The sequence below is a fragment of the Chryseobacterium daecheongense genome, from assembly GCF_003729955.1.
In the GTDB taxonomy this organism is placed as follows: Bacteria; Bacteroidota; Bacteroidia; order Flavobacteriales; family Weeksellaceae; genus Chryseobacterium; species Chryseobacterium daecheongense.
Map to the genome: position 1 here is coordinate 1,715,484 of NZ_RJTX01000001.1, position 17,399 is coordinate 1,732,882.

The window sequence follows — 17,399 nt, forward strand, 5'->3', positions numbered from 1 at the left end:
CCTTTATGAAAAAACTACTATTTCCTCTCATCTTAGGATTAGCTGTCTCGCATGCCTATTCACAAAAAATCGAAGTATTGGAATGCGGAACAGATGAACTGATGAGAAAACATTATGAAAGATTCCCGGAGCAAAAAGCTCAGGACGATGCTTTTAATCTGGAACTATCAAAAATGATCAAAAGCGGGAAAATTGCATCTCAGCTTAACAAAAATCAAATCTATGAAATTCCGGTTGTGGTACATGTTGTGGGTGACGGAAGCCCTGTCGGTTCAGTCAACAACAAATCCGATGCTGATATTATTGCCTGGATCAATTATACCAACGGAGTATTCGCCGGAAACTCATCCAGTGGAATGTCTGCAACAAGTGCCGTACTTCCGGTAAAATTTGTTTTCGCTAAAATAAGCCCGAGCTGTACAGCTACTAACGGAATCAACAGGATTGATGCTTCCCATCTTCCCAAATATGTAAGTGGCGGCGTAAACAGTGATAATACAACCAATGCCGTTGCAGCCTCTGAAATTACAGCACTAGGAATGTGGGATACCAGTAAATATTATAATATTTATGTCGTAAAAAAACTAGCTTCCAATTCAGGCACCCTGAATGGTTTTGCCTATTATCCTGGCGGAAGCCTTGATTATTCTTTCATGTCAACCAGCGCTTCAGCAGTGAATGCCCAGACTTTAGCACATGAATTCGGGCATGCATTGGGACTTAGACATACTCACGAAGGATTTAATAACAGCACCGGAGCCTGTCCAACCAACACCGATTGTACGTTAGAAGGAGATCTTGTTTGTGATACAGAACCCATGAAGAGTCTTTATCACTCTTCCGTTCCCTATACCTGCCAAACAGGACAGATCAATCCTTGTACGAGCCAGGTATATGCAGGAGGAGAAAGAAATGTGATGTCTTATACATTTTGTTTCAGAGATCTTTTCACACAGGGACAGACAACCAGAGCTGTCGCTCAGCTTTTACAATACAGACAATCTCTGATTAATTCTCCAACAGCCAGTACTACAGCTCCCAATAACACGGTTACATTAGCAACAGCTTGTACACCGACATCCATTACCAATCCGGGAAATTTCAACATTGGAGTAACTTCTGTCAAGTTCGGAAGCATTAATAATTATTCAACCAATTATAAAGTGGCATCCAATAATTTCTATGAGAACTTCACAGCCAATTATTGCTTAGGTACATCAAAAACGAACATCCCAAGCAATTCCGCTACAACTCTTACAGTAGCTCCGGGAACCAGCAATTCTCATATCATCAAAGCTTATATTGATTATAATAATGACGGACAGTTTAATGAAACTACCGAATTGGTTCTTAACCAAAGCAATGTAAGCAATACTTCTGTTGCTACGGCATCTGTAACTCCTCCAGCCAATGCCGTTATCAACACTCCTCTAAGAATGAGAGTGATTGGTGATTATAACGGTACTGCCGTTACTTCATGCTATACTCCAAAATATGGGCAAGTGGAAGACTATTCAGTAATGATTACTGCAGGAGATGCATTAGCCACGAGAGAAGTAAAGAAAACGGAAACCAATATCATTAAAGTAGAAAATACTGTATTCGTAAAAAGTGATGAGAAAATTTCTTCAGTAAAAGTATATGATGCTTCTGGAAGAATTCTTTTTGAACAATCCAATATCAAGGCTACAGAATTCTCGGCTCCTCTGAATGTAAAAAATATAGTAGTGATTGCAAGCGCAACATTAGAAAATGGAAAAGTAATGACCAAGAAACTGAAATTCTAATCTATCTATATTTATAAAAATAAAAAAGAGAGCCAAAAGCTCTCTTTTTTATTTATTGTATCGTAAAACTAAGCATTACGGTTTTCTTCTTCCACTTCTACTTCATGTCTTAATTGAGCTTTGTACAGCGTTGCATAATATCCATTTTTATCCAAAAGCTCCAAATGTTTCCCTTCCTCTACGATTTTCCCGTGATCCATCACAATGATCTTATCTGCTTTTTCAATCGTGGAAAGTCTATGGGCAATAATGATGGATGTTCTATTTTTCGTAATTTTTTCTGTAGCTCTTTGGATCAGCTTTTCGCTTTCGTGGTCTATGGAAGACGTAGCTTCATCAAGAATTAATATTTTCGGATCGGATAAATACGCTCTCAAGAACGACAGCAATTGTCTTTGTCCTAAAGAAATGGACGACCCTCTCTCACTTACCACATAATCATACCCCCCCGGAAGCTGCTCAATAAATTCATCTACCTCAATTTCTCTGGCTCCTGCTTTTATTTTATCCAGAGTAATGGTTTCATCCCCGAAAGCAAGATTTTCATAAATGCTTCCATGGAACAGGAATACATCCTGTAATACAACTCCAATATGACTTCTTAAATTATACAGTTCGTAATCTTTCAGATCAACATCATCAATGAGGATTTTTCCTGAATTAATATCATACAATCTTGTGATCAAACTGATGATCGTCGACTTTCCGGCTCCGGTTGCTCCTACAATGGCTACGGTTTCTCCCGGATTCACTTTAAAATCAATTCCTTTTAAAACCTCCTGCTTGTCATCATAGGCAAAACGCACATCTCTGAACTCTATTTTTCCATCAAAGTGGTCTTTCTTCACCTTCCCGGTATTTGGCATTGCATTTTCCTCGTCCATTAAACCTAATACTCTTTCTGCCCCCACAATACCTCTCTGAATATTGTTGAACCGGTCTGCAATCTGTCTCAAAGGACGTATGAGCATGGAAATATATTGAATAAAAGCAATCACAACTCCTGCTTTGATCGTGGTATACCCTCCATAAAGCAATATAAAGCCTATAAAAAGTGAAGAAATAAGCTCTACAACCGGAAAGAATAATGAGAAAATGAAAACTGTCCTCAATAAAGCCCCTTTCAGGGTAATATTAATTTCATCAAACTTCTCGAATTCCGCTTTCTGCCTGTTGAACACCTGAATAATCGGCATTCCGGCCAGTCTTTCCTGCACAAAAGAGTTTTGGGTAGCCGTCCAGTTTCTTTCGTCTCCGAAAGCTTTTTTCAATCTCTTCTGAAAGAATCTTGTAATGACAACCATTAAAGGCAAAATAGCCAGTGTAATATAGCTCAGATGTACATTCGTCATGAACATCATGACCAATACAAATATAATCCTCAGGATATCTCCGAAAACCATCAGGAACCCGTCCGTATAAACCGTTGCAATGGTTTCCACGTCTCCTACTGCCCTTGTTACAAGCTGCCCGATCGGAGTAGTGTCAAAAAATGAAGTTTTGAAATAGATCAGTTTCGCATATAACCTCTCTCTTATATCTCTGATCACATTCTGAGAGATAAAGTTGGAAAAATATACCAGAAAGAAGTTCAGAACAGTTTCTGCAAATACCAATCCCACTAGAATGTAGACATGCTTCATCATTAAAGCTTTATCCTTTAATGCTGTAATGTCATTATCCACCACTTGCATCGTAAGATAAGGTCTGTATGTAGAAACTACTGATAATATGATGGAAATGATCAGGGTAAAAATGAACCAGGAGCGAAACTTCATCCCGATAAAGAACAACCTTCTGATAATTGCCCAGGTATCTTGTTTTTTCATTGTACGAATTGATGAATAGAAGTAAAAATTCTTATGCAAAAATAAGATTTTAAAATTTCATTAAGTTGCTCTCCATCAAAATAGTCATAGAAAATTTCAGATACCTGTTATTTATAATATGAATCTTATGACAGCTTTTTCAGCCAATTGAGAACATATCCCGCTACTTCTTCCCAACCTTTTTCCCCACAGATAAAGTGGCTTCTGCCCTCAAATTCTTTAAAATCTACAATACTGTTGGCGTCTTTATAGGCATTAGCAATTTTTCTTGAAAATGCAGCAGGAAAAATATGATCATTGGAACCCGCAATGAATAATAAAGGTTGATGAGGCTTTTTCATATCCAGTTTCGCAGAAGACTTGAATAACGGATCTCTTGCCAGCTTTCTGCTCTCCGGAGCGGCCACCGTTTCATAGAGCTTATCACTTTCTTCTCTTGAATAATTGTTGAAAAATGCCTTGTGATACCATTCTTTTGTTCCTAAATAAGGATTGTTTCCTTTGAAAAAGTTCACTACCGGCCAAACAATTTTCACGGTAGAGAAAGGAGCCATCACATTTTTTGGCGGCGCACCATCAATACTTACTCCGGCAACCGCTTTATCCATATCAACAAGTTTCTGAACCATCAATCCTCCGAATGAATGTCCTATTACAATGGGTTTTTCAGGGAGCGTATCAATAAATTTCACCAAATGATCAATCACATCATCAAAACCTACTTTTTTTAATACAGAGGGAACATTTCTTTTCAATTGTACAGGATCTCCATCATGTCCCGGATTAGAGGGTGTATGAACGGTATACCCCTGAGCTTCAAAATAAGTTTTCCATTCTTTCCAGCTTGTATTATTCACAAATAATCCATGAATCAATACGATAGTTTTTGTTTTCATAATTTCTAGAGTTTTAAATTATGAGACAAAGTTGCGGAGATAAAATGACGTTATTTTTAACCTTGGTTAAAATCGTATTATTTCCCTGAAATTCTTTTTCTTATTCTGCTCAACGAAGGTCCCTGAATTCCTAAATAAGAAGAAATATGATATAACGGGACATTATTGAAAATATCCGGATGTTGTTTGATCAGATCCAGATAACGTTCTTCAGGAGATTTGAGCAGAAAACCTTCAATTCTTGTCATCGTCACATTAAAAGCTTCCTGAGCTAACAATCTTCCGAACTTCTCCCATTGATGCGATTGTTGATATAGTGAAAGCAAATCTGTATAACGAATATAAATAATAGTGGAATCCGTTAAAGCCTGAGTGTGATAATCACATGGAATCTGATTAATGAAGCTTTTGAAAGACACCACAAAACCATTCGCAGAATATAAGAACACATTCTTCTCCTCCCCGGTTTTTTCATCGATCGTGTAAGAGCGGAAAACCCCATCCACAATAAACCCGAAATAGGTACAAACCGTTCCCCGGAGATTATAGAATTCTCCTTTTTTATATTCTTTCGGCAGCCAGAAATTTTCAGACAGTTTAAACTCCTCTTCCGAAAGACCGGCAAATTGTTGCAAAGCAAAATTCAGTTTCTCGATTTCGGTCATAGCCATCTATTTAAAGTTCTGGTGCTTTTCCTATCTCTTCTATTTCCAAAGCTGGCTTTTTAAGATTTTCCTTCGTAAACTTATTCTCCAGCAATTTATAAATTCCATATACTGCTCCGATAGCAAACAGCCAGCTGATCATATTGATCAAAGAAAACCCTGTATAATTATTATTGTTCAAATGGTCCGGCTCTGTAATCCCTTTGTATATTCCATAGCAAAAAAGAAACGCCACCTGAAACCCTAAGTAAATTACAATAGCCAGAATCCCAAACTGCCATTTGGTTTTTCCAAATCTTTCGGCTAACCCTGCATAATATTTGTAGGCGCCGATCATAATAAAAATTGACATCATAAGTATTAGTTTTTTTAGTTTTTATTCAAATTCATATCCCACATCTACCAGAAACAAGCCATGTCCGGGTGCAGAAGTTCCGGCAGAATTACGGTTCTTATTTTCAATTACTTTTCGAAGATCTTCAGGCTTCATTTTTCCAGCCCCGATTTCCACCATGGTACCAACAATTGCTCTCACCATATTCCGCAGGAAACGATTGGCCGAAACAGTGAACTTCAGCTCACTTCCATTTTGCTCCCACTCTGCTTTATATATTTTACAGATATTGGTTTTATTATCCGTTTTTAATTTTGCAAAGCTTGTAAAATCCTCATATTCAAATAAAATTTTGCAGGCTTCATTCATAGGATTAATATCTAAAGGTCTTTTCCAGTGCTGCCAGGCTGAATCCTGTGTAAAAGGATTTTTCTCCAGGGAAATATAATATTCATATGTTCTGTACGTCGCATCAAAACGGGCATGAAAATCATCCCTCACCTGAAATATTCTTTTAATGGAAATATCAGGCGGAAGAAAGCTGTTCAGTCTGTGTGCAAGCTGATCATGCAACACCTGCTCCGTATCAAAATGAGCAAAAATCTTTTTGGCATGGACTCCCGTATCTGTTCTTCCTGCTCCCGTTGTTTTAATCTCTTCCCTCAATATCGTGGAAAGTGCTTTTTCCAATTCTTCCTGTACAGAAATGGCATCCGGCTGGATCTGATAGCCGAAATAATTTTTGCCGTTGTAAGAAAACTCTATAAAGTACCTCAATGTATTGCTATAACTCTACAAAAATACTTTAATTTAATGAAATATTTGTGGAAAAGTCATCGAGAATATTGAAGTAAATCCTTCGGGAATTCTTATTTTTGCAAGCGTATGAAAAGATGGTACCTTTATCCTTTTTCCCTCGGTTATCATTTGGTAACGGGTATCCGAAACACAATGTATGATCTTGGGATTTTTAAATCTACAAAATTCAAAACACCGATAATCAATATCGGGAATTTATCTGTGGGCGGAAGCGGAAAATCTCCAATGGTTATGTATCTCGCCCAATATTTATCTAAACATTACAGAACCGGCGTGCTTTCGCGAGGATATGGAAGGCTTACGAAAGGCTATGTGATCACCAATTATGACAGTAATTATAAAATGGTAGGTGATGAAGCCATGCAACTATTTGAGCGTTTCAAAAACCGTTTCGTCATTGCAGTATCCGAAGACAGGGTTCCCGGTGCCACCAAGGTCATTGAAGACATGGATCTTGATGTGCTGATTTTAGATGATGCCATGCAGCACAGAGCTATAAAAGCAGGATTCAACATTTTAATGACTGATTTTAATGATCCCTATTTTAAAGATCATTTGCTTCCTGCCGGAGATTTGAGAGAATCCAGAGCAGGAGCCAAAAGAGCAGATATCATTATGGTCAGCAAATGTCCTGATGAACTGACTGAGGAAACCAAGAGATATTATATTTCAAGAATAAGACCTGACCGTCACCAGAAAGTTTTCTTCTCCTCCATCGGGTATGATGAAAATGTTTACGGAAGAGAAAAAATGCTTCCTGATAACAATCTGAATTATTACGATATTTTACTGATCACAGGAATTGCCAATCCGAAACCCTTATTGGAACATTTGGCGAAATTTTCACAAAGAGTGAAACACTTAAAATTCAGAGATCATCATAATTTTTCTGATGATGATATTAAAAAGATCGTTGCAGAATACAAAAAATTAGGAGAATACAAACTGATCCTTACCACTGAAAAAGACTATGTGCGTTTAAAAACTTTTGATTATCTGAGAGATATTGTATACTACTGGCCTATCAATGTCATTATTGATAAGAAAGAAGAATTCAACCAGATCATTCTGGATTATGTGAGAAGAAATTAAGGAACTTTACCTTATCGGAATAAGAAATCCGGCATCAAATTGGTGCCGGATTTTATTTTATCATAGAATTTCTCAATTCTTAAATTTTTACTAATTCATACGAAATCAATTTATAATTACGTTGCATTGTTTAGATTTGTAAAAAAGAATTGAAATGAAAAAGCTATTGCTACTCCTGATGATGGGGATTTTTGGACTCGGCTGTTCACAGGAAGCTCCGAAAGTTCTTAAAACCACTTTTTCTAAAGAGGCCTTACAGCAGAAACTGGAAGATGAAGAAGGAAAAAACATTACCATACAGCAAATCCTTGATCAGCATAAAGGAAAAGTCTTAGTTATCGATTTCTGGGCCGGATGGTGCAGAGACTGTTTGAAAGCGCTTCCGAAGGCTGAAGAACTGGAAAAAAATAATCCTAATATAGATTTCGTCTTTCTTTCACTCGAAAGATCCAAAGAAGGTTTTGATAAAAGCCTTGAAAGATTTGATATGAAAGAAAAAAACAATTATTGGTTTGCTTCCGGCTGGAAAAATGATTTCAACAATTATGTAGATCTTAATTGGATTCCAAGATATATGGTGATCGATCAGAAATCAGCCATCGCAAAATATTATGCCATCTCCCCGGAAGATCCGGAGATACAATCCACAATCGATCAATTACTAAAAAAACAATAATGATTGTAAGGGAAGCTACAAAAGAAGATCTTAAAATTCTGCTTGAATTTGAGCAGGGAATGGTGGCTGCTGAAAGACCTTTTGACAGCACTCTGATTGAAGGTGAAATTCACTATTATGATTTGGATTATTTAATTGATTCTCCTAATGCTACAGTAATGGTAGCTGAAGAAGATCATCAAGTCGTTGCATCCGGATATGCTTTGATAAAAAAAGCCGCAAAACAATATTATAATTTTGAAGAATATGCTTACCTCGGTTTTATGTTTGTAAGACCGGAATATAGAGGCAGAGGTATTAATCAATTAATTCTCGATCAGCTTCTGGAGTGGACAAAAAGCAAAGGAATTTCCGAAGTGCGGCTGGATGTCTATGACCAGAATGAATCAGCCGTAAAAGCTTATGAAAAAGCAGGGTTTGAACCTTTATTCCTTACTATGCGGCTGAAAGTATGATATTTGAATGATCAGAAATACAAGAATCCATATCTTTGTGATATGGATTTTCCTTTTCCCATCCGTAAGATTATTCATGTAGACATGGATGCATTTTATGCTTCCGTAGAGCAGCATGACAACCCTGCATTAAGGGGAAAAGCAATTGCCGTGGGAGGTGGACACAGAGGAGTTGTATCCGCAGCAAGCTATGAGGCCAGGAAATTTGGAGTCCGCTCTGCAATGCCCAGTAAAACCGCCAAAGAAAAATGTCCGCATCTTATTTTTGTTCCGCCCCGTTTTGCCCGCTACAAAGAAATCTCGAGAAAAATACGTGAAATTTTCTATGAGTATACCGATCTGGTGGAGCCTCTTTCTCTGGATGAAGCTTATCTGGATGTCACTGAAAATAAAAAAGATATAGAATCCGCCAACCAGATTGCAAGAGAAATTCGTCAGAAAATATTTGAACAAACCGGATTAACCGCTTCTGCCGGAATTTCTGTAAATAAATTCCTGGCAAAAGTAGCCTCTGATATCAACAAACCCAACGGACAAAAAACCATTCATCCCGATAAAATTGAGGGATTTCTGGAAGAGCTTCCCGTTGAAAAATTTTATGGCGTAGGAAAAGTTACAGCCAATAAAATGTTTACATTGGGAATTTTCAAAGGAAAAGATTTGAAAAAAAAATCTTTGGAAGAGCTCGTGAAATTATTCGGAAAATCAGGAACCTATTATTACAATGTGGTGAGAGGAATTCATACTTCGGAAGTGAAACCTCATCGCATTCAAAAAAGTGTTGCTGTTGAACGCACATTTTTCGAAGATCTTTTTGATGAACAGCAGATTGATGAAAAACTAAGCAGTTTAAGCGCCGAACTTCACCAACGGCTTCAAAAAAATAATATTCTCGGAAGATCTTTAACCTTAAAAATAAAATATAAAGATTTCTCTCTTTTCACCAGAAGCATTACCAAAGAAGAATATTTCAGTTCTGAAGAAGAATATTTCAAAACAGCAAAAAAATTATGGGAACTCCGCCCTTTTGATAAGCCTGTACGCTTGTTGGGATTATCTCTTTCCCATCTTAATACGGAGGAAAAAAAACAAATATCCGTTCAACTAAAAATCCCGTTTAAAGAGTTTGAAAATTACTAATTGAGATTTTTTCACTACATTGTAGTGACCAAATCTTGCATTATGATGAACCAGACCATGATTCAATTTTTCCACTGGTATTCTGAAGGTGGTGGAAAACTATGGAAAGAAGCTGAAAAGGAAGCAAAACATTTAGCCGATCTTGGAATTACATCAGTATGGTTTCCTCCTGCCTACAAAGGAGCCAACGGAGGCTATTCTATAGGTTATGATTCTTATGACCTGTACGACTTGGGAGAATTTGATCAAAAAGGGACCATTCCCACAAAATATGGCACCAAAGAAGATTACCTGAAAGCGATTAAAGCCCTTAAGAAAAATAATATCCAGGTAATCGTAGATATTGTTCTTGGGCATAAAGGCGGCGGTGATGAACTGGAAACCTTCAAAGCGGCGAAAGTGGATGAAAATAACCGGAATAAAATCATTTCAGAATTTTTCGATATTCAATCTTATACTAAGTTTACCTTTCCGGGAAGAGGTAAAAAATATTCGGACTTTGAATGGAATTTTACGTGCTTCAGCGGGGTGGATTATGCAGAAGGCCAGGATTCCCACATATTTAAAATACAGTCGGAATATGGCAATGACTGGGAAGAAATGATAGATGATGAAAAAGGAAATTATGATTACCTGATGTACAACGATATTGAGCACCGCAATCCCCACGTACGGGAAGAGCTCAATAAATGGGCAAAATGGTATTTTGACCAGACAGATTTTGATGGAGTAAGACTGGATGCTTTAAAGCATATTTCCTTTGATTTTTATAAAGAATGGTTAACGCTGCTGCGCTCCAACTCTGGAAAAGATATTTTTGCCGTGGGCGAATACTGGGCTCCGGGCTATTTAAATCTTCTTCACAAATATATTGAAGTAACGGAAGGATGCATGAGTCTTTTCGACAGCTCGTTACAAAATAATTTTCATAATGCTTCCAAAGAGGGAGACTCTTATGATCTAAGAAGGATTTTTGATGAAACACTTACCCAAGCTGATCCTATGCACTCCGTAAGTTTGGTTGACAATCATGATACTCAACCTTTACAGGACCTTGAGGCGCCGGTTGAAAGCTGGTTTAAGCCACTTGCTTATGCCTTGATCTTGCTAAGAGAAAACGGATACCCTTGTGTTTTTTATCCTGACCTGTACGGAGCACATTATATAGATAAAGACAAATCCGGACATGATCAGGAAATTTTCTTACCTAAAGTAGATGGGATTGAAGAGCTTTTAAAAGCCAGAAAAGATCATGCCTACGGAATACAAAGAGATTATTTTGAAGATGCCAATTGCTTAGGATGGATTCGTGAAGGTAATGATGAACATACTGGATGTGCAGTCGTTTTAAGTAATAAAGACGCATATCATAAACCTATGGAAATAGGGAAACAGTATGCAGGAAAAAAATTTTATGACCTGCTTAAAAGATCTGAGGGAAAAGTAACTATTGATAAAAACGGATGGGGTGATTTTCCGGTTCCTGCGGGAAATGTGAGCGTTTGGATTCCGGAATAATTGATTGTCATTCATTTGAAGCAAAATGTAATGAAACATGGAATTCCTAAATTTTTCGGAGTTCCAGAATTTCTGGTCTTTCAGAATCGTCGGAAATATTTCCTTTTCTGGCAAACTCAGCCCAAAGAGCTCTCAGTTTCTTTCCGTTTTCATGAATATACTCCCATGGAACCCCCTTTAGTAACTGAGCGGATTTCCAAGCCTCTTCATTACCGAAAATCAGGGGAAGATCAACACAGTGTGATGCTCCGATATGATTGTGCCTTATCTTTGAATGAATTGTAAACAGATAGATATTTCCGCCTCCCTGCGCGTAATTTTCAGCAAAAATATGGGCTGGCTTTTCGTAAATAAACCGTGTGGTTGCACGAACTATTTTATCAAGAATACTGCTATGCAAATAAGTGTACATTCCTTCTTCAGCGGTTTTCACATAGAAAGCAGTTTCATCGTTATTCAAGCCTATTAAAACATCATATTTTTTTGCATTGTGCTTCCATTTGCTGAGACTTTCTTCTTCTTTGCATAAAGGCGGATAACCATATTGCAAGCAAAAAGGCATGGATGCTTTTAAACCATATTTCATGACTGAAGGCAAATGCTGCCCATATTCCTCCATCATTTTCAAAACATCGGTCTCGTCTTTCAGGTATTCGGTTTTTCTGAAAAGCTCGGCAGACATTTTTTGTCTTTTATGGCGGAATCCTAAAGGTGCACTGTGAATGATCACTCTCTGAAATAAATGCTCTACATCTTCAGAAATCATAAGATGTGCAATAGCATCTCCTCCGGAAGATTGACCGAAAAGCGTAATATTTTCGGAATTACCACCAAAACTTCCGATATTGGCCTTGATCCACCGTAAAGCTTCTATAATATCAAAAAGTCCAAGATTGGCAGGTCTTTTTTCATCACCACCCAAAAACCCGAAAAGCCCAAGACGATAGGAAACAGAAACGACAATGAGGCGTTGTTCTTTCACCCAAATTTCAGGATCAGAGGTAGGAAGATCTCCACAACCGACTTCATAAGACCCGCCATGAATCCAAACTACTACAGGTAATTTTTCATCTGTGAAATTTTCGGGGCGAGTAATGCTAAGGAACAATGGTGACTCATCCACTTCAAACTTTTCCAGGTCTGTTTTTTCAATCAGCCTTTCTAAAAGCGGACTAATCACTTGGGGGCAAACCGGAGTTTTCTCTCTGAAAACAATTTCCGAATCCGAAGGCTGTATGGGAACTGGCATTTTGTATCTTTCAGAATGGGCATAGCGAATGCTTTTGGCTTTGATAACACCATTTTGCTTTAATGCTACAATTTTTCCGAAAGGAGTATGAAAGGTATGCGTTCCCATGTTTTGGTGTGATGTCATCCCAAAAACAATTTTATTTCCTATTAAATGTAGTAATTTTTGTTTTTTGTCAATATAAATTTCAGAAAAAATATATTGAATTAGCGGTATATTCTCCTGTTCATCTTATCTAACTAATTCAACGTTTTATATTCATTGAAACACAGGACATCAATGAAGCTTTTTTATGTAGATGTATATTTTCCACTCATATCCTGAAAAGCCCAATCCGCCATTGCTCCGATCACCGGAACCAAACCTTTGCCTGCTTCACTTAATTGATACGTAACATGAGGTGGAACAACTGGTTTCGCTATTCTGACAACCAATCCGTCTGCTTCTAGCTGTTTTAAATGTTGGATCAGCATTTTCTCCGTCACGGCAGGGATTGCACGTTTCAGTTCACTATATCTTTTATCACCCTGAGATAAGTGATACAAAATAATAGGTTTCCAAAAACCGCCGATCTTTTCCATAACATAGGTTACGGGACAAGAATCAAGCGCATATTTTTTATTCTGCTGAATAGTGGAGCTTTCTTTAATTTCTGCCATAATACATACTTTAGGGTAAGTACTTGTGTAAAAGTAAGTACAAATATAACTTTGTTCCCGGAAATAAAAAATATTTATTATGAAAATCATCATCACAGGATCATTGGGAAATGTAGGAAGACCTCTCGCACAACAATTAATTACAGAAGGGCACGATATTACCATAATCAGCAGTAATGAATCTAAAAAAGGTGAAATTGAATCCTTGGGAGCAAAAGCAGCCATCGGCTCCATTACAGACACCAATTTTTTAGAAGCTACGTTTAAAGGAGCTGATGCAGTTTTCGCGATGACTCCACCTAATATGGGTGGAGAAAACATTGTTGAAAACACCGTTAATGTTGGAAAAAAATATGCAGACGCTTTCAGAAAAACAGGGGTAAAAAGAATTGTAATGCTAAGCAGCATCGGTGCTGAATCTCCAATAGAAAACGGGCCGATCAAAGGACTTCATTTTATTGAAAAGCTGTATAATGATTTAGAAAATGTATCCGTAACATTTTTAAGAGCCGGATATTTTTACATTAATTTTTTCAATGATATTCCATTGATTAAAAATGCAGGAATTATAGGTGCAAATTACCCTCAACATATCAATATTCCGCTGGTTCATCCAAAAGATATTGCGAAAGCTGCTGCTGAAGAACTTTTAAAAACATCTGAAGGCAACCAAGTAAGATACATTGTTAGTGATTTGCGTCAACCTATTGAAATTTCCAGGATATTGGGTTCAGCCATCGGAAAGCCTGATTTACCCTGGGTAGAATTTACGGATGAAGAATCTTTAAACGGGATGCTTCAGGCCGGTCTTCCTAAAGAAATGGCAGCATTGTATTCTGAAATGGGAAGGGGATTGAGAACAGGAATTGTTCAGGCGGATTTTATTCAGCATGGTTCTCCTGTTCATGGAGATATTAAACTGGAGGAGTTTGCGAAGGAATTTGCTTTGAGGTTTTAATTCTGATTGTAAGGTTATAATTGGTTTCGGCGCACCTGCGGTGCGCCGAAACCAATTATTTTTTCAATATTTTCTGTACAACTTTCAACTTTCCGTCTATCGGCTGATCAATTTTCAACCCTAGAATTTTGGCTACCAAAGGATAAACATTCACATTGGAAAATTCATCTATAACCAAACCATCCTTAAACTCCGGACCCCAAGCAAAGAAGGAGGCTTTCATTTCAGGAACTATTCTTGGATTGTATCCGTGTTTTCCGGCAGAAGTGGTTTTCCCTTTGGGTAAGAATACTTTGGGAGCTTTCGGAACCAATAGAATTTGTCCTATCCGGTTATATTTATCATCTCTTGCAGCAAAATGAAGATATTTAGGTAATTTCTTATCCAGGTAAACTTGATAATCTTCTGTTTTATGAGATTTTAATTCTTTATAAACAGTCTTAACTTCTGAAGGATTTTTAACATACACCCTTAATAAGGTTTGAGAGTTATAAAAATCAAATCTGCTTTTGTCCATCAGCATTTCAGGAATTTCTAAAGGATTTGCACCATCCACTTTAATCATTCCGTGGTCTGAAACGAAGATGTAATTCACATTTTTTAATCCTAAATTATTTACTTTTTGAACCAACTCACCAATAGCCTGATCAACCAAATGAACAGCATTTTCAGTTTCTTTGGTATCAGGGCCATAGTGGTGTCCGCTTCCGTCTACTTCCGGAAAATACAATGAAATAAAATGAGGCCTTTTATCCATAGGCAATTGCAACCAATCAATCACTTTATCAACTTTCTCGGAAGGCGTAAATTTTTCGTGATATGGGTAATAATAAGTGGGTCTCTTCCCTCCTGCATCGCTTGCAGAGCCCACCCACATTAATGAAGCAGAGATCATTCCCTGTTTCTCGGCTAATCCCCAAAGTGGAACTCCACCATACCAGCTTCCATCTTCAGCATTTTTCTTATCACTCATCGCATAACCTTCTTTTCTTTGATAATCATAAAAATAATTATCAATTAAGCCGTGATGGGATGGATAAAGTCCGGTAACCAGGGTCCAATGGTTTGGGAAGGTAATGCTTGGATAGCTGGGAATCATTGCTTTTGCCTGAATACCTTGAGATGAAAATTTCTGAAGATTTTCAGCTTTATATTTCCGGGCATAATCATAGCGAAAACCATCCGCAGAGATCATGATGACATAAGGCTTCGTCTGTGCTTCCACGCTGTTATATCGATTCGGAATCACTATTTGAGCCGTATCTACATTGCCTTTTTGGGCAAAGACTGACAACGAAATAAACAGCAAGAATAATTGTATTCCACGCTTCATGAGAAAAATTTTCAGCAAAGTTACTATCTGTATTCCGCTGCTGAAAGTTTGGCAGGTTAAAAAAACATTAAAAGCCCTTTTTAGAATTGTTGTAAATAAAAAAGCCACTTTTCAGTGGCTTTTCAATTTATTCTTTGATTAATTTTTCATAAGATAAAGTTCCATCCTTTAAAGTAATCTCGAAATAATAGCTTCCTGATTTCAAACCGGAAACCGAAATACTTTCCCCATCCATTTTCACAGATCTTACTTTTCTTCCTGAAGATTCATAAATATCAATCGATTTTATTTTATCAGCATTTTTGAAGTTCACTGTTTCTCTGGCCGGATTTGGATACAATTTAATGGCTTTGTTTTCCAGTTCTGCATCATTTACGCCTAATACTGCAAAAGTTCCACTTGTAACAGATGTATTAGCAGCTCCTCCATGTGGGCTGATTGTTAAACCTGCTGTACCTGTAATGACACATTTGGCAGAGATCGTACTCGCTGTAGCATAATTAAACTGATAATCATTAGCACCATCTGCAGTCGTTAAATTACGTTCGTACGACATTGAAACTGTTGAACCTGATATAGAAGGCGCCGTAACCACCGTCCAATCCTGGGTATCTGAATTATAAACTCCAATACCGCCAAGGTTTCTGTCATTAAATCCCACATCACTATAAGTCAAAGCATCAGTAGGTGCTCCGGACATCCCAAAGTTTGCCCCGCTTCTGAATGTAAATCCAAACCATCTGTCGGATGGTCCCGTTAAATCCAATCTAACTTTATTTGTTGTATTGTTTAAAGTAATATTAGCCGTCACAGATCTTGTACCGACGGTGCATGTCATAATTCCTGTGGATTTTTGCTGAGAAGATGCTAAAAATCCTGTTATTAATAGTAAAGAAGATAATACTCGCTTCATACTTAATTTTTTAATAAGTTAATAATTTCGTGATTTTTAGAGAAGATAGCATATTCAAATGCTGTTTTCCCTTGTTTATCTGCCAATTCTTTGTTTGCTTTATTTTTCAGTAAAATGCTTACCAAATCCTTATCCTGAAGCTGAACTGCATAAATTAATGGGGTAATCCCGTTTGTATCAGCAAGATTAGGATTGGCACCTCTTTCCAATAACTTTTGAGTGAGTTGCTTATTGCTTTTAAAGACAGCAGCAGTAAGTGCAGATCCCTGTGTACTGCCATAGTTAAGATCTTTCACATTTTCTATTAAAAATTCTGCAACAGCATTATTTCCTCTATAGCAAGCTAATATTAATGGCGAAAATCCATTTTCGTTAGTCGTATTAATAATATCCGGATTTTTCTTCATCAATTCTTTTACTTCAGCAACTGTTCCGGTTCTTGCAATATCAAAAATTGATTTTGTAGTTTCCTGAGCTGATAAAAATGAACAGCTTAGAAACATTCCTATTATTAAGAGAAGATTTTTCATTGTTTTACCAGTACATAATTGTATTCAACATTTACATTTTCAGCAATTTTCTTCGTAACCATTTTAGGGATTTTCACATTGTAATCCGCTGGTCTTGCTACGAAGCCTCCCTGTACATATATTTTCCCATCCTTAGAGTAAATGGTTGCGGAAGAAGTAACCGCTTTATCCACTCCATGAAAATTAAGTTTTCCCTGAACGGTATATTTTTGAGGAGATGCAGTAAGCTTGGTTTTATCGAAGTTCAAAATTTTTCCTGTAAAAGTAGTCTTTGGGTATTTTGAGGATTCGGCATAGCTTTCATTGAAATGCTCTTCCATTAATTTCACCTTAAAATGAAAGTTTTTTACTGCAGAAATAGAAGCCATATCTCCTGTGTCCCCATTCAAAACAACAACATTATTGTCATCCTGTGCAAAAACGTCTTCAAATAAAGGAACAGATGCCTCAAACGTTACTTTTCCCGTTTTGGAACTATACTTTTGTGCCAAAGCCAGGTTCCCGAACAGTAACGCAACCATGATTAATATTACATTTTTCATTTTC

18 protein-coding genes are annotated in these 17,399 nt (G+C 37.2%); 7 read left to right on the plus strand and 11 right to left on the minus strand.

The window, feature by feature from the left end; all coding sequences use genetic code 11:
• The first annotated feature begins 5 nt into the window (after window positions 1-5).
• Entirely contained in the window at window positions 6-1,787 is a 1,782-nt protein-coding gene (locus tag EGI05_RS08005) for a M43 family zinc metalloprotease (protein ID WP_123262490.1), read from the plus strand.
• Window positions 1,788-1,855: 68 nt separating this feature from the next.
• Here EGI05_RS08005 and EGI05_RS08010 read toward each other — a convergent pair whose 3' ends face one another.
• From EGI05_RS08010 to truA, 5 genes are all read right to left on the minus strand, one after another.
• Window positions 1,856-3,616 carry an ABC transporter ATP-binding protein gene (locus EGI05_RS08010; protein WP_123262491.1) on the minus strand — a complete coding sequence of 587 codons (1,761 nt, stop codon included), beginning with the start codon at window positions 3,614-3,616 and terminating at the stop codon, window positions 1,856-1,858.
• Window positions 3,617-3,741: 125 nt separating this feature from the next.
• Window positions 3,742-4,512 (minus strand): alpha/beta hydrolase, encoded by a 771-nt coding sequence (locus tag EGI05_RS08015; protein WP_123262492.1) that lies wholly within the window; start codon window positions 4,510-4,512, stop codon window positions 3,742-3,744.
• A gap of 77 nt (window positions 4,513-4,589) precedes the next feature.
• A complete protein-coding gene (locus tag EGI05_RS08020) occupies window positions 4,590-5,177 on the minus strand; it encodes a Crp/Fnr family transcriptional regulator (RefSeq protein WP_123262615.1) in 588 nt (195 codons plus the stop codon).
• Between the two features lie 10 nt (window positions 5,178-5,187).
• Window positions 5,188-5,532, minus strand: coding sequence for a hypothetical protein (locus EGI05_RS08025; RefSeq protein ID WP_123262493.1), 345 nt, complete (start codon window positions 5,530-5,532; stop codon window positions 5,188-5,190).
• A 21-nt stretch (window positions 5,533-5,553) separates the two neighbouring features.
• Complete coding sequence (truA, locus tag EGI05_RS08030) at window positions 5,554-6,288, minus strand: tRNA pseudouridine(38-40) synthase TruA (RefSeq protein WP_123262494.1); 735 nt, start codon at window positions 6,286-6,288, stop codon at window positions 5,554-5,556.
• Window positions 6,289-6,396: 108 nt separating this feature from the next.
• On the opposite strand from truA, the gene lpxK reads away from it, so the two are divergent.
• From lpxK to EGI05_RS08055, 5 genes are all read left to right on the plus strand, one after another.
• Window positions 6,397-7,422 (plus strand): tetraacyldisaccharide 4'-kinase, encoded by a 1,026-nt coding sequence (gene lpxK, locus EGI05_RS08035; RefSeq protein WP_123262495.1) that lies wholly within the window; start codon window positions 6,397-6,399, stop codon window positions 7,420-7,422.
• A gap of 154 nt (window positions 7,423-7,576) precedes the next feature.
• Window positions 7,577-8,098, plus strand: a complete 522-nt coding sequence (locus tag EGI05_RS08040) for a TlpA family protein disulfide reductase (RefSeq protein ID WP_123262496.1) — start codon at window positions 7,577-7,579, stop codon at window positions 8,096-8,098.
• The gene (locus tag EGI05_RS08045; protein WP_185144958.1) at window positions 8,098-8,553 is read left to right on the plus strand and encodes a GNAT family N-acetyltransferase; all 456 of its coding nucleotides are present in this window, start codon (window positions 8,098-8,100) and stop codon (window positions 8,551-8,553) included. Before EGI05_RS08040 ends, EGI05_RS08045 begins: the two co-directional genes overlap by 1 nt.
• 42 nt (window positions 8,554-8,595) lie before the next feature.
• On the plus strand, window positions 8,596-9,693 hold the full coding sequence (gene dinB, locus EGI05_RS08050; protein ID WP_123262497.1) for a DNA polymerase IV: 1,098 nt from the start codon (window positions 8,596-8,598) through the stop codon (window positions 9,691-9,693).
• Window positions 9,694-9,735: 42 nt separating this feature from the next.
• Complete coding sequence (locus tag EGI05_RS08055; protein WP_228428567.1) at window positions 9,736-11,211, plus strand: alpha-amylase; 1,476 nt, start codon at window positions 9,736-9,738, stop codon at window positions 11,209-11,211.
• Window positions 11,212-11,257: 46 nt separating this feature from the next.
• On the opposite strand, the gene EGI05_RS08060 is transcribed toward EGI05_RS08055, so the two are convergent.
• Window positions 11,258-12,586: a carboxylesterase family protein gene (locus tag EGI05_RS08060; RefSeq protein WP_123262498.1), complete on the minus strand. Its 1,329-nt coding sequence runs from the start codon at window positions 12,584-12,586 to the stop codon at window positions 11,258-11,260.
• A 164-nt stretch (window positions 12,587-12,750) separates the two neighbouring features.
• Window positions 12,751-13,119: a winged helix-turn-helix transcriptional regulator gene (locus tag EGI05_RS08065; RefSeq protein WP_123262499.1), complete on the minus strand. Its 369-nt coding sequence runs from the start codon at window positions 13,117-13,119 to the stop codon at window positions 12,751-12,753.
• 79 nt (window positions 13,120-13,198) lie between these two features.
• Here EGI05_RS08065 and EGI05_RS08070 point away from each other — a divergent pair, with 79 nt between their 5' ends.
• Complete coding sequence (locus tag EGI05_RS08070; protein ID WP_123262500.1) at window positions 13,199-14,077, plus strand: NAD(P)H-binding protein; 879 nt, start codon at window positions 13,199-13,201, stop codon at window positions 14,075-14,077.
• A gap of 55 nt (window positions 14,078-14,132) precedes the next feature.
• Here EGI05_RS08070 and EGI05_RS08075 read toward each other — a convergent pair whose 3' ends face one another.
• From EGI05_RS08075 to EGI05_RS08090, 4 genes are all read right to left on the minus strand, one after another.
• Window positions 14,133-15,410, minus strand: a complete 1,278-nt coding sequence (locus EGI05_RS08075; RefSeq protein WP_123262501.1) for an alkaline phosphatase family protein — start codon at window positions 15,408-15,410, stop codon at window positions 14,133-14,135.
• Window positions 15,411-15,537: 127 nt separating this feature from the next.
• Window positions 15,538-16,323, minus strand: coding sequence for a T9SS type A sorting domain-containing protein (locus EGI05_RS08080; protein ID WP_123262502.1), 786 nt, complete (start codon window positions 16,321-16,323; stop codon window positions 15,538-15,540).
• A gap of 2 nt (window positions 16,324-16,325) precedes the next feature.
• Entirely contained in the window at window positions 16,326-16,853 is a 528-nt protein-coding gene (locus EGI05_RS08085; protein ID WP_123262503.1) for an ankyrin repeat domain-containing protein, read from the minus strand.
• The gene (locus tag EGI05_RS08090) at window positions 16,850-17,395 is read right to left on the minus strand and encodes a YceI family protein (protein ID WP_123262504.1); all 546 of its coding nucleotides are present in this window, start codon (window positions 17,393-17,395) and stop codon (window positions 16,850-16,852) included. The genes EGI05_RS08085 and EGI05_RS08090 overlap by 4 nt, the downstream gene beginning before the upstream one ends.
• Window positions 17,396-17,399 lie beyond the last annotated feature (4 nt).

Excerpts from the sequence above, each read along its gene's own strand:
- EGI05_RS08085 (WP_123262503.1), bottom strand. The coding sequence starts at position 16,853 with ATGAAAAATCTTCTCTTAATAATAGGAATGTTTCTAAGCTGTTCATTT.
- dinB (WP_123262497.1), top strand. The coding sequence starts at position 8,596 with ATGGATTTTCCTTTTCCCATCCGTAAGATTATTCATGTAGACATGGAT.
- EGI05_RS08015 (WP_123262492.1), bottom strand. The coding sequence starts at position 4,512 with ATGAAAACAAAAACTATCGTATTGATTCATGGATTATTTGTGAATAAT.
- EGI05_RS08070 (WP_123262500.1), top strand. The coding sequence starts at position 13,199 with ATGAAAATCATCATCACAGGATCATTGGGAAATGTAGGAAGACCTCTC.
- EGI05_RS08075 (WP_123262501.1), bottom strand. The coding sequence starts at position 15,410 with ATGAAGCGTGGAATACAATTATTCTTGCTGTTTATTTCGTTGTCAGTC.
- EGI05_RS08065 (WP_123262499.1), bottom strand. The coding sequence starts at position 13,119 with ATGGCAGAAATTAAAGAAAGCTCCACTATTCAGCAGAATAAAAAATAT.
- EGI05_RS08045 (WP_185144958.1), top strand. The coding sequence starts at position 8,098 with ATGATTGTAAGGGAAGCTACAAAAGAAGATCTTAAAATTCTGCTTGAA.
- EGI05_RS08040 (WP_123262496.1), top strand. The coding sequence starts at position 7,577 with ATGAAAAAGCTATTGCTACTCCTGATGATGGGGATTTTTGGACTCGGC.
- EGI05_RS08090 (WP_123262504.1), bottom strand. The coding sequence starts at position 17,395 with ATGAAAAATGTAATATTAATCATGGTTGCGTTACTGTTCGGGAACCTG.
- EGI05_RS08010 (WP_123262491.1), bottom strand. The coding sequence starts at position 3,616 with ATGAAAAAACAAGATACCTGGGCAATTATCAGAAGGTTGTTCTTTATC.
- EGI05_RS08025 (WP_123262493.1), bottom strand. The coding sequence starts at position 5,532 with ATGATGTCAATTTTTATTATGATCGGCGCCTACAAATATTATGCAGGG.
- EGI05_RS08005 (WP_123262490.1), top strand. The coding sequence starts at position 6 with ATGAAAAAACTACTATTTCCTCTCATCTTAGGATTAGCTGTCTCGCAT.
- lpxK (WP_123262495.1), top strand. The coding sequence starts at position 6,397 with ATGAAAAGATGGTACCTTTATCCTTTTTCCCTCGGTTATCATTTGGTA.
- EGI05_RS08055 (WP_228428567.1), top strand. The coding sequence starts at position 9,736 with ATGATGAACCAGACCATGATTCAATTTTTCCACTGGTATTCTGAAGGT.
- EGI05_RS08020 (WP_123262615.1), bottom strand. The coding sequence starts at position 5,177 with ATGACCGAAATCGAGAAACTGAATTTTGCTTTGCAACAATTTGCCGGT.
- EGI05_RS08060 (WP_123262498.1), bottom strand. The coding sequence starts at position 12,586 with ATGACATCACACCAAAACATGGGAACGCATACCTTTCATACTCCTTTC.
- EGI05_RS08080 (WP_123262502.1), bottom strand. The coding sequence starts at position 16,323 with ATGAAGCGAGTATTATCTTCTTTACTATTAATAACAGGATTTTTAGCA.